The 17682-nt window shown below is 46.0% G+C and carries 22 protein-coding genes; 5 read left to right on the top strand and 17 right to left on the bottom strand.

The window, feature by feature from the left end:
- Positions 1–100 precede the first annotated feature (100 nt).
- The 3 genes from mltC to mutY all read right to left on the bottom strand — a co-directional run bounded on the left by mltC (position 101) and on the right by mutY (position 2659).
- Positions 101–1231: a membrane-bound lytic murein transglycosylase MltC gene (mltC, locus tag DD616_RS15800; protein WP_013857830.1), complete on the bottom strand. Its 1131-nt coding sequence runs from the start codon at positions 1229–1231 to the stop codon at positions 101–103.
- A 78-nt stretch (positions 1232–1309) separates the two neighbouring features.
- Positions 1310–1582 carry an oxidative damage protection protein gene (locus tag DD616_RS15795; RefSeq protein WP_208871907.1) on the bottom strand — a complete coding sequence of 91 codons (273 nt, stop codon included), beginning with the start codon at positions 1580–1582 and terminating at the stop codon, positions 1310–1312.
- Positions 1583–1603: 21 nt separating this feature from the next.
- Entirely contained in the window at positions 1604–2659 is a 1056-nt protein-coding gene (mutY, locus tag DD616_RS15790) for an A/G-specific adenine glycosylase (protein ID WP_013857828.1), read from the bottom strand.
- Between the two features lie 175 nt (positions 2660–2834).
- On the opposite strand from mutY, the gene trmB reads away from it, so the two are divergent.
- Together trmB and glsB are read left to right on the top strand one after the other, a co-directional pair.
- Positions 2835–3554: a tRNA (guanosine(46)-N7)-methyltransferase TrmB gene (trmB, locus tag DD616_RS15785; protein WP_026027213.1), complete on the top strand. Its 720-nt coding sequence runs from the start codon at positions 2835–2837 to the stop codon at positions 3552–3554.
- A gap of 143 nt (positions 3555–3697) precedes the next feature.
- On the top strand, positions 3698–4618 hold the full coding sequence (glsB, locus tag DD616_RS15780) for a glutaminase B (RefSeq protein WP_208871906.1): 921 nt from the start codon (positions 3698–3700) through the stop codon (positions 4616–4618).
- Between the two features lie 81 nt (positions 4619–4699).
- Here glsB and hemW read toward each other — a convergent pair whose 3' ends face one another.
- From hemW to DD616_RS15745, 7 genes are all read right to left on the bottom strand, one after another.
- Positions 4700–5857, bottom strand: a complete 1158-nt coding sequence (gene hemW / locus DD616_RS15775; RefSeq protein WP_019282295.1) for a radical SAM family heme chaperone HemW — start codon at positions 5855–5857, stop codon at positions 4700–4702.
- A complete protein-coding gene (locus DD616_RS15770; protein WP_208871905.1) occupies positions 5857–6456 on the bottom strand; it encodes an XTP/dITP diphosphatase in 600 nt (199 codons plus the stop codon). Before DD616_RS15770 ends, hemW begins: the two co-directional genes overlap by 1 nt.
- Before the next feature lie 12 nt (positions 6457–6468).
- Complete coding sequence (locus DD616_RS15765; protein ID WP_013857823.1) at positions 6469–6900, bottom strand: DUF4426 domain-containing protein; 432 nt, start codon at positions 6898–6900, stop codon at positions 6469–6471.
- Positions 6901–6942: 42 nt separating this feature from the next.
- Positions 6943–7233: a DUF167 family protein YggU gene (gene yggU, locus DD616_RS15760; protein ID WP_026028229.1), complete on the bottom strand. Its 291-nt coding sequence runs from the start codon at positions 7231–7233 to the stop codon at positions 6943–6945.
- Entirely contained in the window at positions 7233–7790 is a 558-nt protein-coding gene (locus DD616_RS15755) for a YggT family protein (protein WP_010320643.1), read from the bottom strand. Before DD616_RS15755 ends, yggU begins: the two co-directional genes overlap by 1 nt.
- 70 nt (positions 7791–7860) lie before the next feature.
- Positions 7861–8679 carry a pyrroline-5-carboxylate reductase gene (gene proC / locus DD616_RS15750; RefSeq protein WP_040122939.1) on the bottom strand — a complete coding sequence of 273 codons (819 nt, stop codon included), beginning with the start codon at positions 8677–8679 and terminating at the stop codon, positions 7861–7863.
- Between the two features lie 61 nt (positions 8680–8740).
- Complete coding sequence (locus tag DD616_RS15745) at positions 8741–9442, bottom strand: YggS family pyridoxal phosphate-dependent enzyme (RefSeq protein ID WP_017048292.1); 702 nt, start codon at positions 9440–9442, stop codon at positions 8741–8743.
- 25 nt (positions 9443–9467) lie between these two features.
- Here DD616_RS15745 and DD616_RS15740 point away from each other — a divergent pair, with 25 nt between their 5' ends.
- Both DD616_RS15740 and DD616_RS15735 read left to right on the top strand, forming a co-directional pair.
- Positions 9468–10505: a type IV pilus twitching motility protein PilT gene (locus DD616_RS15740; protein ID WP_013857819.1), complete on the top strand. Its 1038-nt coding sequence runs from the start codon at positions 9468–9470 to the stop codon at positions 10503–10505.
- Between the two features lie 10 nt (positions 10506–10515).
- Positions 10516–11622: a PilT/PilU family type 4a pilus ATPase gene (locus tag DD616_RS15735; RefSeq protein ID WP_017048293.1), complete on the top strand. Its 1107-nt coding sequence runs from the start codon at positions 10516–10518 to the stop codon at positions 11620–11622.
- A gap of 83 nt (positions 11623–11705) precedes the next feature.
- On the opposite strand, the gene ruvX is transcribed toward DD616_RS15735, so the two are convergent.
- The 7 genes from ruvX to metK all read right to left on the bottom strand — a co-directional run bounded on the left by ruvX (position 11706) and on the right by metK (position 17200).
- Positions 11706–12134 carry a Holliday junction resolvase RuvX gene (gene ruvX, locus DD616_RS15730; protein ID WP_017045508.1) on the bottom strand — a complete coding sequence of 143 codons (429 nt, stop codon included), beginning with the start codon at positions 12132–12134 and terminating at the stop codon, positions 11706–11708.
- A gap of 85 nt (positions 12135–12219) precedes the next feature.
- Entirely contained in the window at positions 12220–12783 is a 564-nt protein-coding gene (locus DD616_RS15725; RefSeq protein WP_013857816.1) for a YqgE/AlgH family protein, read from the bottom strand.
- Between the two features lie 46 nt (positions 12784–12829).
- On the bottom strand, positions 12830–13783 hold the full coding sequence (gene gshB / locus DD616_RS15720) for a glutathione synthase (protein ID WP_040122940.1): 954 nt from the start codon (positions 13781–13783) through the stop codon (positions 12830–12832).
- A 13-nt stretch (positions 13784–13796) separates the two neighbouring features.
- Positions 13797–14528: a 16S rRNA (uracil(1498)-N(3))-methyltransferase gene (gene rsmE, locus DD616_RS15715; protein ID WP_013857814.1), complete on the bottom strand. Its 732-nt coding sequence runs from the start codon at positions 14526–14528 to the stop codon at positions 13797–13799.
- A gap of 108 nt (positions 14529–14636) precedes the next feature.
- Positions 14637–15344 carry a deoxyribonuclease I gene (endA, locus tag DD616_RS15710; protein ID WP_013857813.1) on the bottom strand — a complete coding sequence of 236 codons (708 nt, stop codon included), beginning with the start codon at positions 15342–15344 and terminating at the stop codon, positions 14637–14639.
- Between the two features lie 133 nt (positions 15345–15477).
- Positions 15478–15978, bottom strand: coding sequence for a SprT family zinc-dependent metalloprotease (locus DD616_RS15705; protein WP_017045505.1), 501 nt, complete (start codon positions 15976–15978; stop codon positions 15478–15480).
- 67 nt (positions 15979–16045) lie between these two features.
- Positions 16046–17200: a methionine adenosyltransferase gene (metK, locus tag DD616_RS15700; RefSeq protein ID WP_026027375.1), complete on the bottom strand. Its 1155-nt coding sequence runs from the start codon at positions 17198–17200 to the stop codon at positions 16046–16048.
- Between the two features lie 329 nt (positions 17201–17529).
- Between metK and DD616_RS17445 the strand changes: the two genes are divergently transcribed.
- A partial coding sequence (locus DD616_RS17445; protein WP_194552844.1) for a thiamine pyrophosphate-binding protein occupies positions 17530–17682 on the top strand: 153 nt, incomplete at its 3' end.

The following is a 17682-nucleotide window of genomic DNA, read 5'->3' as shown; positions in this document are numbered from 1 at the left end:
GCGCTATTAAACGGATTTTCCCTTCAATCGTCAACTGCTTTTTGGAAATATTTTGAAAAAACGGTTTGTTTGCTGCGAATTTAGACAAAGCTGCGCTTTTTTATCCACCTGCGTTAAATTCCTTTTTGAATTTTGTTACTTTTTCTAAGTACCTTCTCGATTCAGCATTAGGGTGTTTTTGGGTCAGCGCCCAATAGACTTGATTGGGTTGCAGTGAATTTAAGTCCCTCATCGCTCGTTTCCTATCTTTGCTAAAGGTATTCAGTACTCCTCCTGTGCCGCCGTTGTAGGCCGAAATCATACTGTATTCGAGTGACGTTGGATGGCTGACCTCTTTGAGGTAGCGGTTTTTCAGAATATAAAAATAGGCCGTTCCCGTATCAATATTTTTTTCGGGATCAAACAGATATTCAGGGCTGGGCTCACCAGATTTATTTTTGACCAGTTTAAAGACATCTCGACCTGCGGTTTTAGGAACCACTTGCATCAGGCCATACGCATTGGCCCAACTGACAGCGTAGGGGTTAAAGCTACTTTCAGTTTTTATGATCGCGTAGATCAGATCTTCGGGAATGTTATATTTTTTCGAGGCTCGGTGCACGATGTCGGCGTATTTATAACCTCGTTTAGAGGCATGATCCGCTACCATAGGAATTTCCACATAGTAGGCTTTTTTGAAATCAACGTTCTTAACTTTTAATTTATTTTCAATAAGATAATCAGCAAATCGATTCGCGCGCCAACCCCACTGGATCGGTTGTTTATCTTGATCAAGCACTTGGTTGTACAAAAATGGCTGACCATTCAATTCGATATTTTGTGAAGAGAAAAGGTCAACGTGTGCGGGATCATCAGGCGTGAGCAAGGTGGTAATAATGGCATTGCGCAGATGTTTTTTGGGGTCAGTTGGGGAAACTGTTTCGATAATAATGGTCCCCGTGGAGAAATTGACTTCGGAACGACTCAGGTAATTATCGATGTATTTTACATAGTTGCTTTTACCGGCGACTTTGATCTCTTTACTGCCCCAGCGTTTCTCAATGTTGCCAGAAAAACTGCTGATCAGTGCATCTAAGGCGGCGGTATCTTTGACAAATTGCCCGGGTAATTGCGCTAAGTTTTTGGCAAAACGGTTGGTCGGCTCATAGTCGACGCTGTATATGCGTTCAACTAATTCTCGGCTACAACCGGCCAGTAGCATTGCAATAAAAAAGTAAGTCAGCTTTCTCATTATCTTCCCAATACAAAAATGACATCAGAGCGTTTACCATGATGTCATTGATTATCCTCGAAATAAATAAGGTATCTCTTATTTGCTTGGTGGCATGTAGCCTTCGATATGGACCTCTTTTCCTTCAAATAGGAAGTTGGTCATTTCGGTTTCCAGCAATTTACGATGTTCAGGGTCCATCATATTGAGTTTTTTCTCGTTGATCAGCATGGTTTGCTTATGCTGCCATTGTGCCCAAGCCTCTTTTGAGATGTTGTCAAAAATACGTTTACCCAATTCACCTGGGTACAGTTGAAAATCCAAACCGTCGGCTTCTTTATTTAGTCGAGCACAAAATACAGTGCGGCTCATGGTCACTTCCTCTTCGGTGTTTTAAGGGTTAATTTCAAATGGAAGGCTTTCTAGCAACTGTTTTACAGGAGCGGCTAAGCCGATTTGTTCCGGTTGGGCTAAGTTATACCAAAGACCTTTGCTTGCTTCCATGATGATGTTCGGTTGTTGAGATAACTCGACCAAGATCGGTGTGATCTCTAAATGATAATGGCTAAACGTGTGGCGAAAAGCGATGAGTGGGCGAATAGAGCGGATAGCGCTCTCTTTGATGGCTCTGTGATCAAGTTGATCTTCGATGGCACTATTGGGGTTTTCAGGGAAGCAAAATAATCCACCCCAAATTCCACTTTGAGGGCGTTGTTCTAACCATACTTGATGGTTATGGTGCAGCATCACAAACCAGGTTTGTTTGGTTGGTTTGTCTGTTTTTGGTTTTTTGCCCGGATAATCGAGTGGGTTATTTTGTTTATTGGCGATGCAAAAAGATTCAACTGGGCAGAGCGTACATTTCGGTTTGCTGCGTGTGCAGACCATCGCCCCCATATCCATCATGGCTTGGTTATATTTATCAACATCTTGCGCTGGCGTATTTTGTTCGGCATGTTGCCACAATTGAGTTTCAACTTTTTTTTGCCCCGGCCAGCCTTCGACAGCAAAGCAGCGGGCTAAAGTACGCTTTACGTTACCATCTAAAATGGCGTGCGGCTGCTTATAAACCGAAGAAAGCACCGCCGCAGCGGTTGATCGGCCAATACCCGGTAGAGCATTCATCTGTTCGATATCAAGGGGAAACTCACCGCCATATTCGCTGGCCACTATTTTGGCTGCTTTGTGTAGATTGCGCGCACGTGCGTAATAACCAAGGCCGGTCCATAGGTGCAGTACCTCGTCTTGTTCTGCATTGGCCAAATCAATCACGGTTGGAAAACGTTGCATGAAGCGTTCGAAATAAGGGATTACCGTTGCGACTTGAGTTTGTTGGAGCATAATTTCCGACAGCCAAACGCTGTAGGCCGTTTTGTTTTGTTGCCACGGCAAATGTTTGCGCCCATAGGCGTCATACCATTTTAAAATGGCGTTAGCGAAAGGTGTCACGACAGGCTCTTTGGTTTATAGTTTTAGTGGAGCAAAATTGCACCACATAAATGTGACGTTGTAAAACGGACAAATTGTGTGGATTTATCCAACAAGTTTATTTCGATAACACTTGCACCGAGAATAATTCTTTGGATAATCCCCGCTTTGATTAATCAATGTGCAGGCAAGATCAATGAGTGAAGTAACCACCAACGAATATACCGAAGAAGGCAAAATACTGCGTCGAATCCGTAGTTTCGTTCGTCGTGAGGGTCGATTAACCAAAGGCCAAGAAGCGGCAATGAATGAATGTTGGCCAACAATGGGTATTGATTTCCAGCCACAATTGCTCGATTGGGCGGCGGTTTTTGGTAACGATAACCCGGTGGTTTTAGAAATCGGTTTTGGTATGGGCGCTTCATTAGTTGAAATGGCTAAAAATGCACCGCAAAAAAACTTCTTTGGTATTGAAGTGCATAGCCCAGGTGTTGGCGCCTGTTTGTCAGCCGCTCGTGATGCTGGCGTGACTAATTTACGCGTGATGTGCCATGATGCAGTGGAAGTATTTGAACACATGATCCCTGATGGTAGCCTGCATACACTGCAACTGTTCTTCCCTGATCCTTGGCACAAAAAACGTCACCATAAGCGCCGTATTGTGCAGTTAGAATTTGCGGAAATGGTGCGTCAAAAACTAAAAATGGAAGAGGGTATCTTTCATATGGCGACCGATTGGGAAAACTACGCTGAGCATATGATTGAAGTGATGAATCAAGCGCCGGGCTTTGCCAATATTGCCGCAGAAGGTGACTATATTCCTCGTCCAGAAGAGCGTCCTTTGACTAAATTTGAAGCGCGTGGTCACCGTTTAGGTCATGGTGTGTGGGATATAAAATATAAACGCACCGCGTAACGACTCACTTTTGTTGCTGCAACAAAATTAGCGATTAAAGAAAAGCCAACATTGTTGTAATGTTGGCTTTTTCGGCCTTAGCGCCCTACGAAAATCATTATAAAAATAGAGAAAAACATTTCTCACCCGAGGTAAAGTCACCCATGAAGCTAACACCCAATCTACTTGCTGATATTTTGTGTGAGGTTCGCCCACTGATCGGCAAAGGAAAAGTCGCCGATTACATTCCTGCTTTAGCCAAAGTACCGAATAACAAGCTGGCGATCGCGGTTTACACCAATCAAGGTGAAGTGATTTCGGCTGGAGATGCCACGGAAGGATTCTCAATTCAATCCATCTCTAAAGCTTTGAGCTTAACGCTTGCTATGATGCTTTATAAACCAGAAGAGCTATGGCTTCGTGTCGGAAAAGAACCTTCAGGCCAAGCGTTTAATTCGATGATCCAGCTTGAAATGGAGCAGGGCATTCCGCGTAACCCTTTTATCAATGCTGGAGCTATTGTGGTGGCGGATATGCTGCATAGCCGTTTATCAGCCCCTCGGCAGCGCTTACTGGAGTTTGTACGTCAGTTGTCGGGTGAAGAGGGCATCGTATACGACAAAGTGGTAGCGGCTTCAGAAATGATGCACAGCGATCGCAATGCTGCCATCGCCTATCTGATGCGATCGTTTGGTAATTTCGATAATGACGTTATTCCGGTACTGCACAACTATTTTCACGCTTGTTCACTTAAAATGAGCAGTGTTCAATTAGCGAAAACCTTCAGTTATCTGGCGAATAAAGGGGTGTCCGTGCATACCAAGGAAGCGATAGTAACGCCGACACAAAGTAAGCAGATCAATGCCTTATTGGCGACTTGCGGTTTGTATGATGGCGCAGGAGAGTTCGCTTATCGTGTTGGCATGCCGGGTAAATCGGGCGTAGGTGGCGGTATTATTGCTGTTGTTCCTGGGGAGATGACGATTGCGGTTTGGTCGCCAGAGCTTGATGCGTCAGGTAATTCTTTAGCGGGCACTAAGATGTTAGAACTCTTGGCTGAGCGTATTGGGCGCTCTATCTTTTAAGTTCAATATTCTCTGACAGCCCGTGCTTTTGGCAAAAGATTGGCTACCGATTAGGTTAGCCAATCTCTTGGGTTTATCTTTTTAGTCGTCAGCCATAAAGGCTTCGAGCAAGTCATTAAGAAACAGTTTTCCTTTTTCTGTGATTTGCCAGTGACTTTCGGTTTGCGTTAAATAGTGTTCGGCTAGTGCCCAATCTATCGTTGGTTGAATCACGCTTAAACTTAATCCAGTTGTTTCAACAAAGTCTTGTTTCGGACAAGGTTCCATCAAGCGAAAGCGGTTCATGAAGAATTCAAAAGGGCGATCCGCAGCGGCGACTTCAAATTCGTCATCCAAGTAAGGTTTGAGTAAATTGAGATAGCCACGCGGATGCTTCACCTTAGTGGTGCGTACAATACGCCCATCGTTAAAGCTGAGCTTGCCATGCGCGCCACAACCAATCCCTAGATAATCACCAAAGCGCCAGTAATTTAAGTTGTGTTGGCATTGATAGCCGGGTTTGCTATAGCCAGAAATTTCATACTGCACGTACCCAGCGGCGGCCAATTTTTGGTGACCCAACTCGAAAATATCCCACAGTGCGTCATCATCTGGCAAAGTAGGCGGTTTAAAGTAGAAAACCGTATTAGGTTCAATGGTCAGTTGATACCAAGAAAGATGAGGCGGGTTTAGTGCAATCGCTTTGTCTAAATCGGCCAGCGCTTGTTCACAGTTTTGATCGGGTAAGCCATGCATCAAATCTAAGTTGAAGCTGTTTAAGCCAATTTGATGAGCTAATTGAGCGGCATTAACCGCTTCTTGCTGACCATGAATTCGCCCTAAACGTGCCAGTTTTTGTGGCTCAAAACTTTGTACACCAATCGAGATGCGCGTCACCCCTGCTTGTCGATATCCAACAAAACGGTCAGCTTCTACCGTGCCCGGGTTGGCCTCCATGGTGATTTCAATCCCAGGCTTAAACGCAATACGCGCTTCAATGCCTTGCAGCAGGCGAGCAATACCTTCAGCAGAAAAAAGACTCGGTGTACCACCGCCAATAAAAATGGAATGCAATGGGCGGGGATGGTCTGCAAGGCGGTATTTGGCGATATCGGTATCGAGATCCTCCAATAGCGCATCAATGTATTCACGTTCAGGAATATCGTGCTTTAGCGCGTGAGAGTTAAAATCACAATAGGGGCATTTTTGTACACACCACGGGATGTGCACGTACAAACTCAGCGCGGGTGGTTGCAACATTATGAATTTTGCTCGCTTAAGGTTTTAAATAGCATTTTTAGCGCTTTGCCACGATGTGAAAGCTGCTTTTTACGTGCAGGTAGCAGTTCAGCTGAAGCGCAGTTATCTTCAGGGACAAAGAAGATCGGATCATAACCAAAACCGTTACTGCCGTGAGCTTGGTGCAAGATGCGACCTTGCCACGTACCATGGCAGACCAATGGTGTTGGGTCATTTTCGTGACGCATGAAAACCAGCACGCAATGAAAACGAGCGGTGCGTTGTTCGTCTGGTACACCTTCCATTGCCGCTAATAATTTTTCTAGGTTTTGTTGGTCACTGGCATTTTCACCAGCGTAGCGCGCCGAGTAAATTCCCGGAGCACCTTGCAGATAATCCACTTCTAAGCCGGAGTCATCGGCAATCGCAGGTAAGCCAGTGATTTTGGCAGAATGTCGTGCTTTGATGATCGCATTTTCAATAAAGGTGGTGCCAGTCTCTTCGGCTTCTGGGACGTTTAATTCTGTTTGCGCCACTACATCAAAACCGAAATCAACCAGCAGATCAGCCATTTCGCGCACTTTGCCTTGGTTTCCTGTGGCTAATACTATTTTTTTCATTGCACTATTTCTCTATTCTTCGACGTAGAATTTTTGGGTGAATTTAAGCTTACCGGTGCCTTTTAAGCCCGCATCAACCTCAATGTCAAAACTCAAATTCTCTTCATTGGTAATGGGGAATTCAGCGAGGTAATAAATCGCGTTGCCCTCTTTGAATTGTTTAAATTCAAGTTCACGTACCTGACCGATTAGGTTTTTCGCATTGCCTTTGAGTGTCGCTTCCATAGCTGGTTTACCTAAGGCCGAGTTATCTAATACGCTGATGTTTAAAATAGCCGAGTAACCATTACGTTTTAACTGATAACTGCGCGCCACTTGTGGCGTTAAAAATGTTGAGTTGAAAGCTGAGTAGTGAACTTCAACATTCTTGATGGTTTGAAACTGCTCGGCGAGTGTGGGTAGCGAAATAAAGGCTATAACAAACGCTATCATCCATTTACGCATGTGGTGCTCCTTACAAAACAGAGTGGGCTAAATAAAAAGCCATCACAAGATGGCTTCAATCGGCTGTGGTATCACTTGAGGTGAATGAATTCGGACTTGTTTATGACGTCCCAATTCCCCTTTTTCTATCTCGATTAAACCTTTGGCGACTTTAAATTGTTTGGCCAAGAATTTGGTTAAATGCGCGTTGGCTTTGCCATCAACAGGCGGTGCGGTGATGGCAATTTTGAGTTCCTCACCATGCAAGCCGACGATACTATCGCGGCTTGCTTTGGGTTGGATGTAGAGCTTGAGGATTAGATCCTCTCCCTCTTGCCAAACAGCAGATGACATTACAACTGATACCATACTGGGCCAATAAAATCGCCCATTAGGAAGTTAGCAAACTGCAGCACAATAAACAGCACCAATACACTTAAATCAAAACCACCCATCGCTGGTAGGATACGGCGGATCGGCGCAAGCATCGGCTCGGTTAATTGATGGAATACGTATTCAATCGGGCTGCGGCCTTGGCTAACCCAACTAAGAATAGCGCGGATCAACAGCACCCAGAACAGTAAACCGCCAGCGGCTTTGACTAACGAGAGTAAGCCTAAGAATAAAAAGTAGACGCTAAAACTAACTGCACCACCCGATGCCACCAGCATTAAGGCAATAAATTTCAATACGCACAGCACGTACGCAAAGAGAACCGTGGCCAAATCTAGGCTACCAATGGATGGAATCGCTCGGCGCAGTGGGCCAACCACAGGTTGTGTTGCTTTGACGATAAACTGGGAGAATGGGTTATAGAAATCGGCACGCGCTGCTTGTAACCAGATACGTAAAATTACGACCATGATGTACAGATCAAACAGGGTGGAGATCAAAAAACTCATTGAATTCATAGCTAGCCCTTAATATGAGTAGAGTGTCGTTTGCGCTTTTGCGCTATAGCTTAGTGAAACGCCACTAGGATTAAAACAGTTTTTCCATTTCTTGTGCACGAGTTACGGCCGCTTGCATCGCTTGTGCAACGATATTGGCAAGTTGATGCTCGTTAAAGGTGCGAATCGCCTCGGCGGTGGTGCCGCCTTTGGAGGTCACTTGTTCACGCAATGTCGAGAGTTCAATCTCAGGGTTTGCCACCACCATTTCGGCTGCGCCTAACGCCGCTTGTTGTACTAACAAACGGGCCGTTTCTTTATCAAAGCCTTGAGCGATGGCTTCATTTTGCATCGCTTCCATAAACAAAAAGAAGTAGGCAGGCGCACTGCCTGCGGCGGCGATGACACCATTAATGGCGGACTCGTTTTCAACCCAGCACACTTCACCAACGGCTTGTAGCAATTGTGCGGTAAAGCGTTTGTCTTGCTCTGATACGCTTGGAGCGGCAAATAGACCGCTCATGCCTCGATTGATCAGCGAAGGTGTATTGGGCATGGCGCGTACTAGTTGTAGTTCGGTTGCCAGCATCTCATTAAGGCGCGCTGCAGAAACACCTGCTGCAATGGAGATCACCAACTTATTTCTAAAATCAATGGATTGCAAAGGTTGACAGACACTGGCCATCAACTGCGGTTTGACCGCCAGTACCACCACATCGGCTTGCTGCGCTGCGGCAAGATTATCGCTGGTGGTGTGAATGCCATAAGCACTTTCCAGTGGTTTGCGTCTTGTTTCTGACGGTGCGGTCGCGGTAATTCTATCAGCTGGATAACCGCTGGCGACTAAGCCTGCAATAATTGCTTTGGCCATATTGCCTGCACCGATAAAAGTGATGTTTCTCTGCTGCATCTGCTGACCTCTAATTGCTTGTCGCTGATTGATTATTATGTGGTTGATAGATAAGCCAGTGCTAAGCGTAATCACGCGCACCAAAAATAGCGGTGCCGATCCTCACCATAGTGCTACCAGCTTCAATCGCCGCTTGCATGTCGCCACTCATGCCCATTGAGAGCGTATCTAACCCTGAAAACCGTTCAGACAATTGCGCTTGTAAGCTCGCCAGTTTTTGAAATGCGGCAAGTTGCGCAGCGTAATCGGGGACATTCTCAGGAATAGACATCAGTCCTCTTAACGTGAGGTTGGGTAACGCGGATATCAACTCTGCCAACTCAACTATTTCGTGTTCACCAATGCCCGATTTCGAGCTTTCGCCGCTGGTGTTGACTTGAATCAAGACCTGTAGTGGTGGCATGCCTGCTGGGCGTTGATCATTTAAACGCTGGGCAATTTTACTTCGATCCACCGTATGCACCCAAGCAAAGTTCTCGGCCACAATGCGCGATTTATTGGACTGAATTGGGCCGATAAAGTGCCATTCTAAATCCAGTTCGGGGTGCAAGGTATTGAAGTATTGAACTTTATCCGCGCCCTCTTGCACATAGTTTTCACCAAATAAACGTTGCCCAGCGCGCGCCGCTTCTAGAATCGCCTCGACAGGTTTGGTCTTACTGACCGCTAAAAGTTGCACTCTCTCTCGAGCGCGTCCACACTTTTGTTGTGCACTTTCAATTTGTGAAGTGATCTGTTCAATGTTTTGTTGAATACTACTCATAGCCTGACTTTACTAAGGAAATTAAATGGATATCGCTGAGCTACTGGATTTTAGTGTAAAGCACAACGCTTCGGATCTACACCTATCTGCAGGTGTTCCACCTATGGTACGGATAGATGGTGAAGTAAGAAAGCTCGGAGTGCCTGCTTTTACTCATGCTGACGTGCATCGTTTGATTTTTGAGATCATGAACGATGCTCAGCGTAGTGAATTTGAAGAGAAACTGGAAGTGGATTTCTCATTTGAGCTGCCTAATGTAGGGCGTTTTCGTGTCAATGCTTTCCATCAATCTCGTGGCTGCTCTGCGGTTTTCCGGACGATTCCAACGGTGATCCCAACCTTGGAAGAACTACAAGCGCCTGACATTTTTAATAAAATCGCCAATTATGAGAAAGGATTGGTGCTGGTGACTGGGCCAACAGGGTCGGGTAAGTCGACCACACTGGCAGCAATGGTTGATTACATTAATTCTCATCACAACAAACACATTTTAACCATTGAAGACCCAATTGAGTTTGTGCATAGCAACAATAAATGTTTGGTTAACCAACGTGAAGTACACCGAGATACCCACAGTTTTAAAGCGGCGCTACGCTCGGCGCTGCGCGAAGATCCGGATGTAATCTTGGTCGGTGAGCTGCGCGATCAAGAAACCATCAGCTTAGCGTTAACCGCGGCTGAAACCGGGCATTTAGTGTTTGGCACGTTACATACCAGCTCTGCGGCGAAAACCATCGACCGGATCATTGATGTGTTTCCCGGTAGTGATAAAGAGATGGTTCGTTCAATGCTCTCTGAATCATTGCGAGCCGTGATTGCGCAAAAGTTGCTAAAACGTTTAGGTGGGGGCCGCGTCGCATGTCATGAAATTATGCTTGCCACTCCAGCGATTCGTAACTTGATCCGCGAGGATAAGGTTGCGCAGATGTACTCCATTATCCAAACGGGTGCGGCGCATGGCATGCAAACCATGGAACAGAATTCCAAACAGTTGATTGCGCAAGGTATTGTCGATCAAGAAGAAGTGCAGAAAAAACTGGAAGTCAATTCATCACCATTTTAAGAGAGAGCTCATGGAACTGAACCAATGTCTTGAGGGTATGTTGACTCAAAAAGCTTCCGACTTGTACCTCACCGTAGGAGCGCCAGTGTTATTTCGCGTCGATGGAGAGTTAAGAGCTCATGGCGAAAAGTTATCCCAAACGCAGGTGATGGCGTTGTTAGATGCCATGATGGATGAGGATCGCCGCCGTGAATTTCAACGCACACGTGAAGCCAATTTTGCAGTGGTGAGAGAGATTGGCCGTTTTCGTGTCAGTGCTTTTTTTCAGCGTGAGCTGCCCGGTGCGGTGATCCGCCGTATTGAAACTCATATCCCCACTTTTGAAGAATTAAAGTTACCGGGCGTGTTGCAAGATCTCTCGATTGCAAAGCGTGGGCTGGTGCTGGTGGTCGGCGCGACGGGGTCGGGCAAATCGACCACCATGGCGGCCATGACGGGCTATCGTAACTCGCACCGAACTGGGCATATTTTAACAGTGGAAGATCCGATTGAGTTTGTGCATGAGCATCAGCGTTGCATTGTGACCCAGCGAGAAGTGGGGTTGGATACCGAGAGTTACGAAGTGGCGCTGAAAAACTCGCTGCGCCAAGCCCCTGATATGATTTTAATTGGTGAGATCCGTTCACGTGAAACGATGGAATATGCGATGACCTTTGCCGAGACAGGTCATTTATGTATGGCAACGTTACATGCTAACAATGCCAACCAAGCGCTTGAGCGAATTTTGCATTTGGTTCCTAAAGAGCAAAAAGAGCAGTTTTTGTTTGATCTGTCGATGAACCTCAAAGGCGTCGTGGGGCAGCAGTTGATCCGCGATAAAAATGGCAAGGGACGACATGGTGTGTTTGAGATTTTACTCAACAGTCCTCGAATTTCCGATTTGATTCGCCGCGGTGATCTGCACGAATTGAAAGCGACGATGGGCAAATCAAAAGAAGTGGGGATGCAGACTTTTGACCAAGCACTGTATCAACTGGTCGTTGAGGACAAAATCAGTGAACAAGATGCACTGCACAGCGCTGACTCGGCTAACGATTTACGTTTAATGTTAAAAACAAAGCGTGGCGAAGGGATCAGCAGTGGCACATTGGATAACGTGCAGATTGATATGGAATAGTCGCAGTTTAAGATGAACAATCCCGAACTCGATTCGGGATTGTGCTGCGCCGCTGTATTAAAGTTAAGTTACGCGAGGTTAAGTTACGCGCCCCATTGCGCTTCAAACCAGCTCTCTAAGATCACTACAGCTGATTGGCAATCGACATTGCCTTTGCTCAGCGCCTTATAGCCGCCCATGGCAAATAAGTCGGCGCGGGCTTCCCGGGTTGAAAGCCGTTCGTCATGCATCTCGACGGCTAAGCCAAAGCGCCCGTGTAAACGCTGCGCAAATTTTTTGGCTCGTGGGGTAATGGTTTCTAGTGCTTTGCCGTGCAAATCTGTTGGTAGCCCTACCACCAATAAATGGGGTTGCCACTCTTTGATCTGCTTTTCGATCTCTTCCCAATGTGGAATTCCGTCATTGGCTTTAAAGGCTTTAAGTGGCGATGCGGTGCCTGTAACTTCTTGGCCAATCGCGCTGCCGATGCTTTTGGTGCCAAAGTCAAAAGCCATAATGGTTCTGGATGTCATAATCAGTATCTTGAATGGTGCAATAAAGGCTCTAAAAAGGCGCGTTACCTAGTTAGAGCCGTAGTAAAGGTTAGAGCCGTAAAAGTTAAGCATGCCCAGCTTGCGCTGAGAGTTGGATGGGGTCAATGCCGAGTTTTTTAATCGCCTGATTCCACTTATCGTGAATGGGCGTATTAAAGATAACATCTGGATCGGCCTCAATGGTTAACCAAGAATTTTCAGCCAGCTCTAACTCAAGCTGACCCGGCTCCCAGCCTGAATAACCCAGAGCCACAAGATAGTGACTTGGTTCGGCATCCGTGCCCAGTACCGCTAAAATATCTTTCGATGTGGTGACGGCAATGTCATCGCTCATACGGATGCTGGATTCATAATGATCTTTCGGTCGATGTAGGATAAAACCGCGATCTTCAGAAACAGGACCGCCATTCAATACGGGCCTTTTTAGGCTATCAAGTTGAAGCTTCGGGTAGCTTGGCTCAACATCGACTTGGTTTAACATGCCGCCCACGGTGATATCAATCGGCACATTAATCATCAAGCCCATCGCCCCTTCTTCATTGTGCTCACAGATGTAAATAACACTGTGCTTGAAGTAAGGGTCTCTCATACTTGGCATGGCGACTAAAAAATGATTTGTAAGATTCATACTGCCTCCAACCTATCGCAAATTACTGGGCAAGAGTTTGCCCAGTTCAGCATGACTTGTTGATTCGACGCTCAATCGCGTCCATCAACTTACCGGTAATTGAGATATCAAAGGCGGCCTCTATTTCACGAATACACGTAGGGCTCGTCACGTTGATCTCAGTGAGCTTGTCGCCAATAACGTCAAGTCCGACAAAGATTAAGCCTTTTTCTTTCAATGTTGGAGCAATAGTTTGAGCAATTTTTTTATCGGTTTCGCTTAGCGGACGCGCTTCACCACGGCCACCAGCTGCCAAATTGCCACGGGTTTCACCTTGTGCCGGAATTCGCGCTAGGCAGTAAGGCATTGGTTCACCATCGACCACTAAAATACGTTTATCACCGTTGCTGATGTCAGGTACAAAAGTTTGCGCCATACAGTAGTTTTGGCCGTGGTTAGTTAATGTTTCGATAATGACAGATACGTTTGGATCACCCTCTTTAACGCGGAAGATAGATGCCCCGCCCATACCGTCTAACGGTTTTAAAATCACATCACCATGTTGCGCGCGGAAGGCTTTAATTTTTTCCGCTTTACGCGTCACTATGGTGGTTGGCGTTAGTTCAGGGAACCATGCCGTAAACAGTTTCTCATTGCAGTCACGTAAGCTTTGCGGCTTATTGACGATTAATGTTCCTGCTTCTTCTGCTCGTTCTAGAATGTAGGTTGCGTAGATATATTCAGTGTCAAACGGCGGATCTTTACGCATCAACACTGCATCGAGATCAGCCAGTGGAATAGTTTGCTCAGATAAAAACTCATACCAACCGTTCGGATCTTCTTTCAATGTCACCACTTTGGTATCGGCAAAAGCGACACCTTGATCTAAGTGTAGATCATTCATCTCCATATAGTGGATTTCATAACCACGACGCTGCGCTTCTAGCAACATGGCAAAGCTGGAATCTTTTTTGATGTTAATGGACGAGATAGGGTCCATGACGATACCAAGTTTAATCATTGTTTTTCTCCGGTTAGCCAAGATCGCCAAAGCGAACTTGAAGAGCAGTAATAGCCGTTAAGGCCGCAGTTTCAGTACGCAGTACGCGTGGGCCTAGCAAGGTTTCTTCAAAATGGTACTGTTCAGTCATGCTAATTTCTGATTCTGATAAGCCCCCTTCAGGGCCAATCAACAAACGGACTTTATTGATGGGTTGAGGCAGGGTATTAATCGAATACTTCGCACGTGGATGTAAGTTGAGCTTGAGCGCATCACTGGGTTCGGCACACCACTCTTCCAACTGCATAATTGGGCGGATCAGCGGCACTATATTGCGGCCGCACTGCTCACAAGCGCTGATTGCAATTTTTTGCCACTGTTCAAGTTTTTTCTCAAAACGTTTGGCATCTAATTTCACGCCGCAACGTTCAGAAATCAAAGGCGTGATGGTATTGACGCCAAGTTCGACCGATTTTTGAATGGTGAACTCCATTTTGTCTCCACGCGAGATCACCTGCCCAAGGTGTAAATTAAGAGGCGATTCACAGCTGCTTTCGACTCTTTTCAACACATTGACCAGCACATTTTTTTTGCTGACCTCGGTAATTTCCGCTGGGAATTCCGCGCCACTGCCATCAAAAAGCAGTACTTCTTGGCCCGCTTGCATGCGTAACACCCGGCCAATATGCCCAGCCGCATCATCATTGAGAGCAATAATGCTTGAGGGTTGAAGAGGAGTCGGATGATAAATTCTAGGGATACGCATGGATAGTTCCTACCTGACGTTTAATAGCCATTAACATGGATGCTTTACACTGAAAAAACAAGGGGCAAGGGCGAGTTTCAATCACGAAAATGGCCCACAAAAAGTACCTTATGAACGGCACTGTTGCTGCACAAATGGGTTGTGGTTGCCTTGAACTTTGGCAATTCGCTGATCGCGTTTGCATTCCCACTCATCGGCTGGGTATTGGCGATTCCAAGCTTGCATTAGTTGTGTTTGGGACTTGGATAACTGAAAGCCATAGTTTTGGCTCATGTACAGATAGGTACGAGCAATTGAGCCACGTGCTCTATCGGGTGGCATGACTTTACGTTGTTTAAAATCGACCTGCATTTCACAACGGCCATAGCTTTCACCCTCTACGCCATTCCACTGACTGAAATTGTAGTTTGAACGGTCACCGTTAACTTCGCCAATCGCCGGCGTCAGGTTGTGGAGATCAGCTTCCATCGAACGAAAAATAGTATCATTTTTGGTGCAATTTTTACGTCCACCTTGCTGCCAGCACTGGCGCTGGTGGCCAAATTGCCAAGCAGGGACGACGTGTTCCCATTCAATACGGCTGGCGCGAGTTTGTTGTTTGCGAACTTGGTAACCACAAGCTTGTAAGTCGGGCGTGCCTTTCTTACCTTGCCATGCAATGTCACAACCGCAGTAAAAGCTCACTGGATGATCATGATAGATTTTCAATGCTTCTTTTTTAGCTTGAGAAAAGGAAGCGGGAGGCGCAGCTAGGGCACAAAACGAGAACAAAGCTAAGCTGCTATTCACAAGCAATAAGCGAAAATAGGACATCATTTAGACTGATATAAGTATGGTTTTTATTAGTCTAACACTCAGATTAAAGAATAATAAATGATGTTTTTGTTGTTAATTGTAGATGGGTGTAACCACACCGCTGTGGATTCAAGTAGCAGCAACCAAAGTTTATTTATGAAAGCTGCACGCCAGTAAAATGGAGCGTTTGTGCACAGTGTTGACAGCGGTAGGTGGCTTGATTGCGCATCACTTTATTGTGACGACGGACAGTGAGCGGATAATGCGCACAAGCGCAGTGATATTCAAAGGTTTTGCCTTGCACAGAAGAGACTTCAAAGCGATGAGTGGTATTGGCTGGTAAATGAAACACTTGATTCATCACGGCCTGCCACTCTTTACCGTGTGGACGAACGCGACCATAGCGCTGGTAGGTAATTAGGTGGGCGATTTCATGTGGGATCACTTCATCGAGAAAGGCGCGTTGATTTTCAGCAAACAGCACTGGATTCAGTCTGATTTCCCAACGTTGTAAATAAGCCTTACCTGCCGCCTTTCCCCGTAACTGATAGCTGATACTCGGCATAGGGAAGTCGTGTTGAAAATAGTGACGAGCGGTTGTGATGCACTGTTTTGCTTTTACTTGCGCACGGTAATGTAGCTCAAAATTAGGCACAGATTCATTCCTAGAAAAAAGCCCTTGCGAATGAGCAAGGGCTTACAAATTTAAACTAGGTTGAAAATTACTTCAAGCCAGCAAAGTCACGCAGGATGGCGGCTTTGTCAGTCGCTTCCCAAGGAAACTCTTCACGGCCGAAGTGACCGTAAGCGGCGGTTTTCTTGTAGATCGGTTGCAGCAAATTGAGCATTTCTTGTAGGCCGTATGGGCGTAGGTCGAAGTGCTGGCGTACCGCTTCAATGATGATCTCTTGTGATACTTTCTCAGTACCAAAGGTTTCGACCATGATTGAGGTTGGATCTGCAATACCAATGGCGTATGACAACTGAATTTCACAGCGGTCAGCAAGGCCTGCCGCTACGATGTTTTTCGCTACATAACGCGCCGCGTAGGCTGCACTACGGTCTACTTTTGATGGATCTTTACCAGAGAATGCACCACCACCGTGACGCGCTGCGCCGCCGTAGGTATCAACAATGATCTTACGACCAGTTAAACCACAGTCACCCATTGGGCCGCCAATCACAAAACGACCGGTTGGGTTGATGAAGAATTTGGTCTCTTTGCTAAGCCACTCGGCTGGCAACACTGGCTTGATGATCTCTTCCATGACGCCTTCGCGTAGGTCAGCTGTCGAGATAGAGTCGCAATGTTGCGTTGAAAGAACGACTGCATCAATTCCGACAATTTTACCTTGGTCATATTGGAAGGTAACTTGAGATTTTGCATCAGGACGTAGCCAAGAAAGCGTGCCATTTTTACGCACTTCTGCTTGTTTTTGCATCAAGCGGTGAGCGTAGGTGATCGGTGCTGGCATCAGGATTTCAGTTTCGTTGGTCGCGTAACCGAACATAATACCTTGGTCACCGGCGCCTTGTTCTTTAGGATCGGCCTTATCAACACCTTGGTTGATATCAGGTGACTGTTTACCAATGGTATTCAAAACGGCGCAAGAATTGGCATCGAAACCCATCTCTGAGTTGACGTAACCAATTTCACGAACGGTTTGGCGAGTAAGCTCTTCAATGTCCACCCATGCAGAGGTAGTGATTTCACCACCAACCATGACCATGCCGGTTTTCACGTAAGTTTCACAAGCAACGCGCGCTTTGATGTCTTGTTCTAGAATCGCATCCAAAACTGCATCAGAAATTTGGTCTGCAATTTTATCTGGATGGCCTTCTGAAACGGATTCAGAAGTAAACAGGTGCTTAACCATGAGAGCTCCACTTTTAATCGTTGGACTATGGCAAGCTTCGCTCACCATCGTTATTCATTAGTTTATGTAGGTGTTTCTACATCTAGACGTCTATTCTAGTTTTGAATGGTCGAATTACAAGTTATTTTTACGCCTGTCTGTAAACCAAACGTTTGCTTAAATTTAGATGAAAAATTGGAGTTTGGTTTTTTATCCTAAAAATAAGCGCTAAAGAGCACTATTTCTCCAGTAAAACGTTTGCAGTGAGAAAAGTGCTTTGAGAGAATAGCCGCGCTATTTTCAGCCCATTTCCGTTAATTTGAATTCGCTTAATGCACTCAGGAGCAGACATGTCTTCCCGTAACCTTGTTTCTAATAAAGAACTCGCCAATGCCATCCGTGCTCTTAGTATGGACGGTGTTCAACAAGCTAACTCTGGTCACCCTGGTGCACCGATGGGTATGGCGGATATCGCTGAAGTTCTTTGGCGTAGCCACTTAAAC

Source organism: Vibrio anguillarum (assembly GCF_003390515.1).
Classification (GTDB): domain Bacteria; phylum Pseudomonadota; class Gammaproteobacteria; order Enterobacterales; family Vibrionaceae; genus Vibrio; species Vibrio anguillarum.
This window is presented reverse-complemented; position numbering and strand designations above follow the sequence as displayed.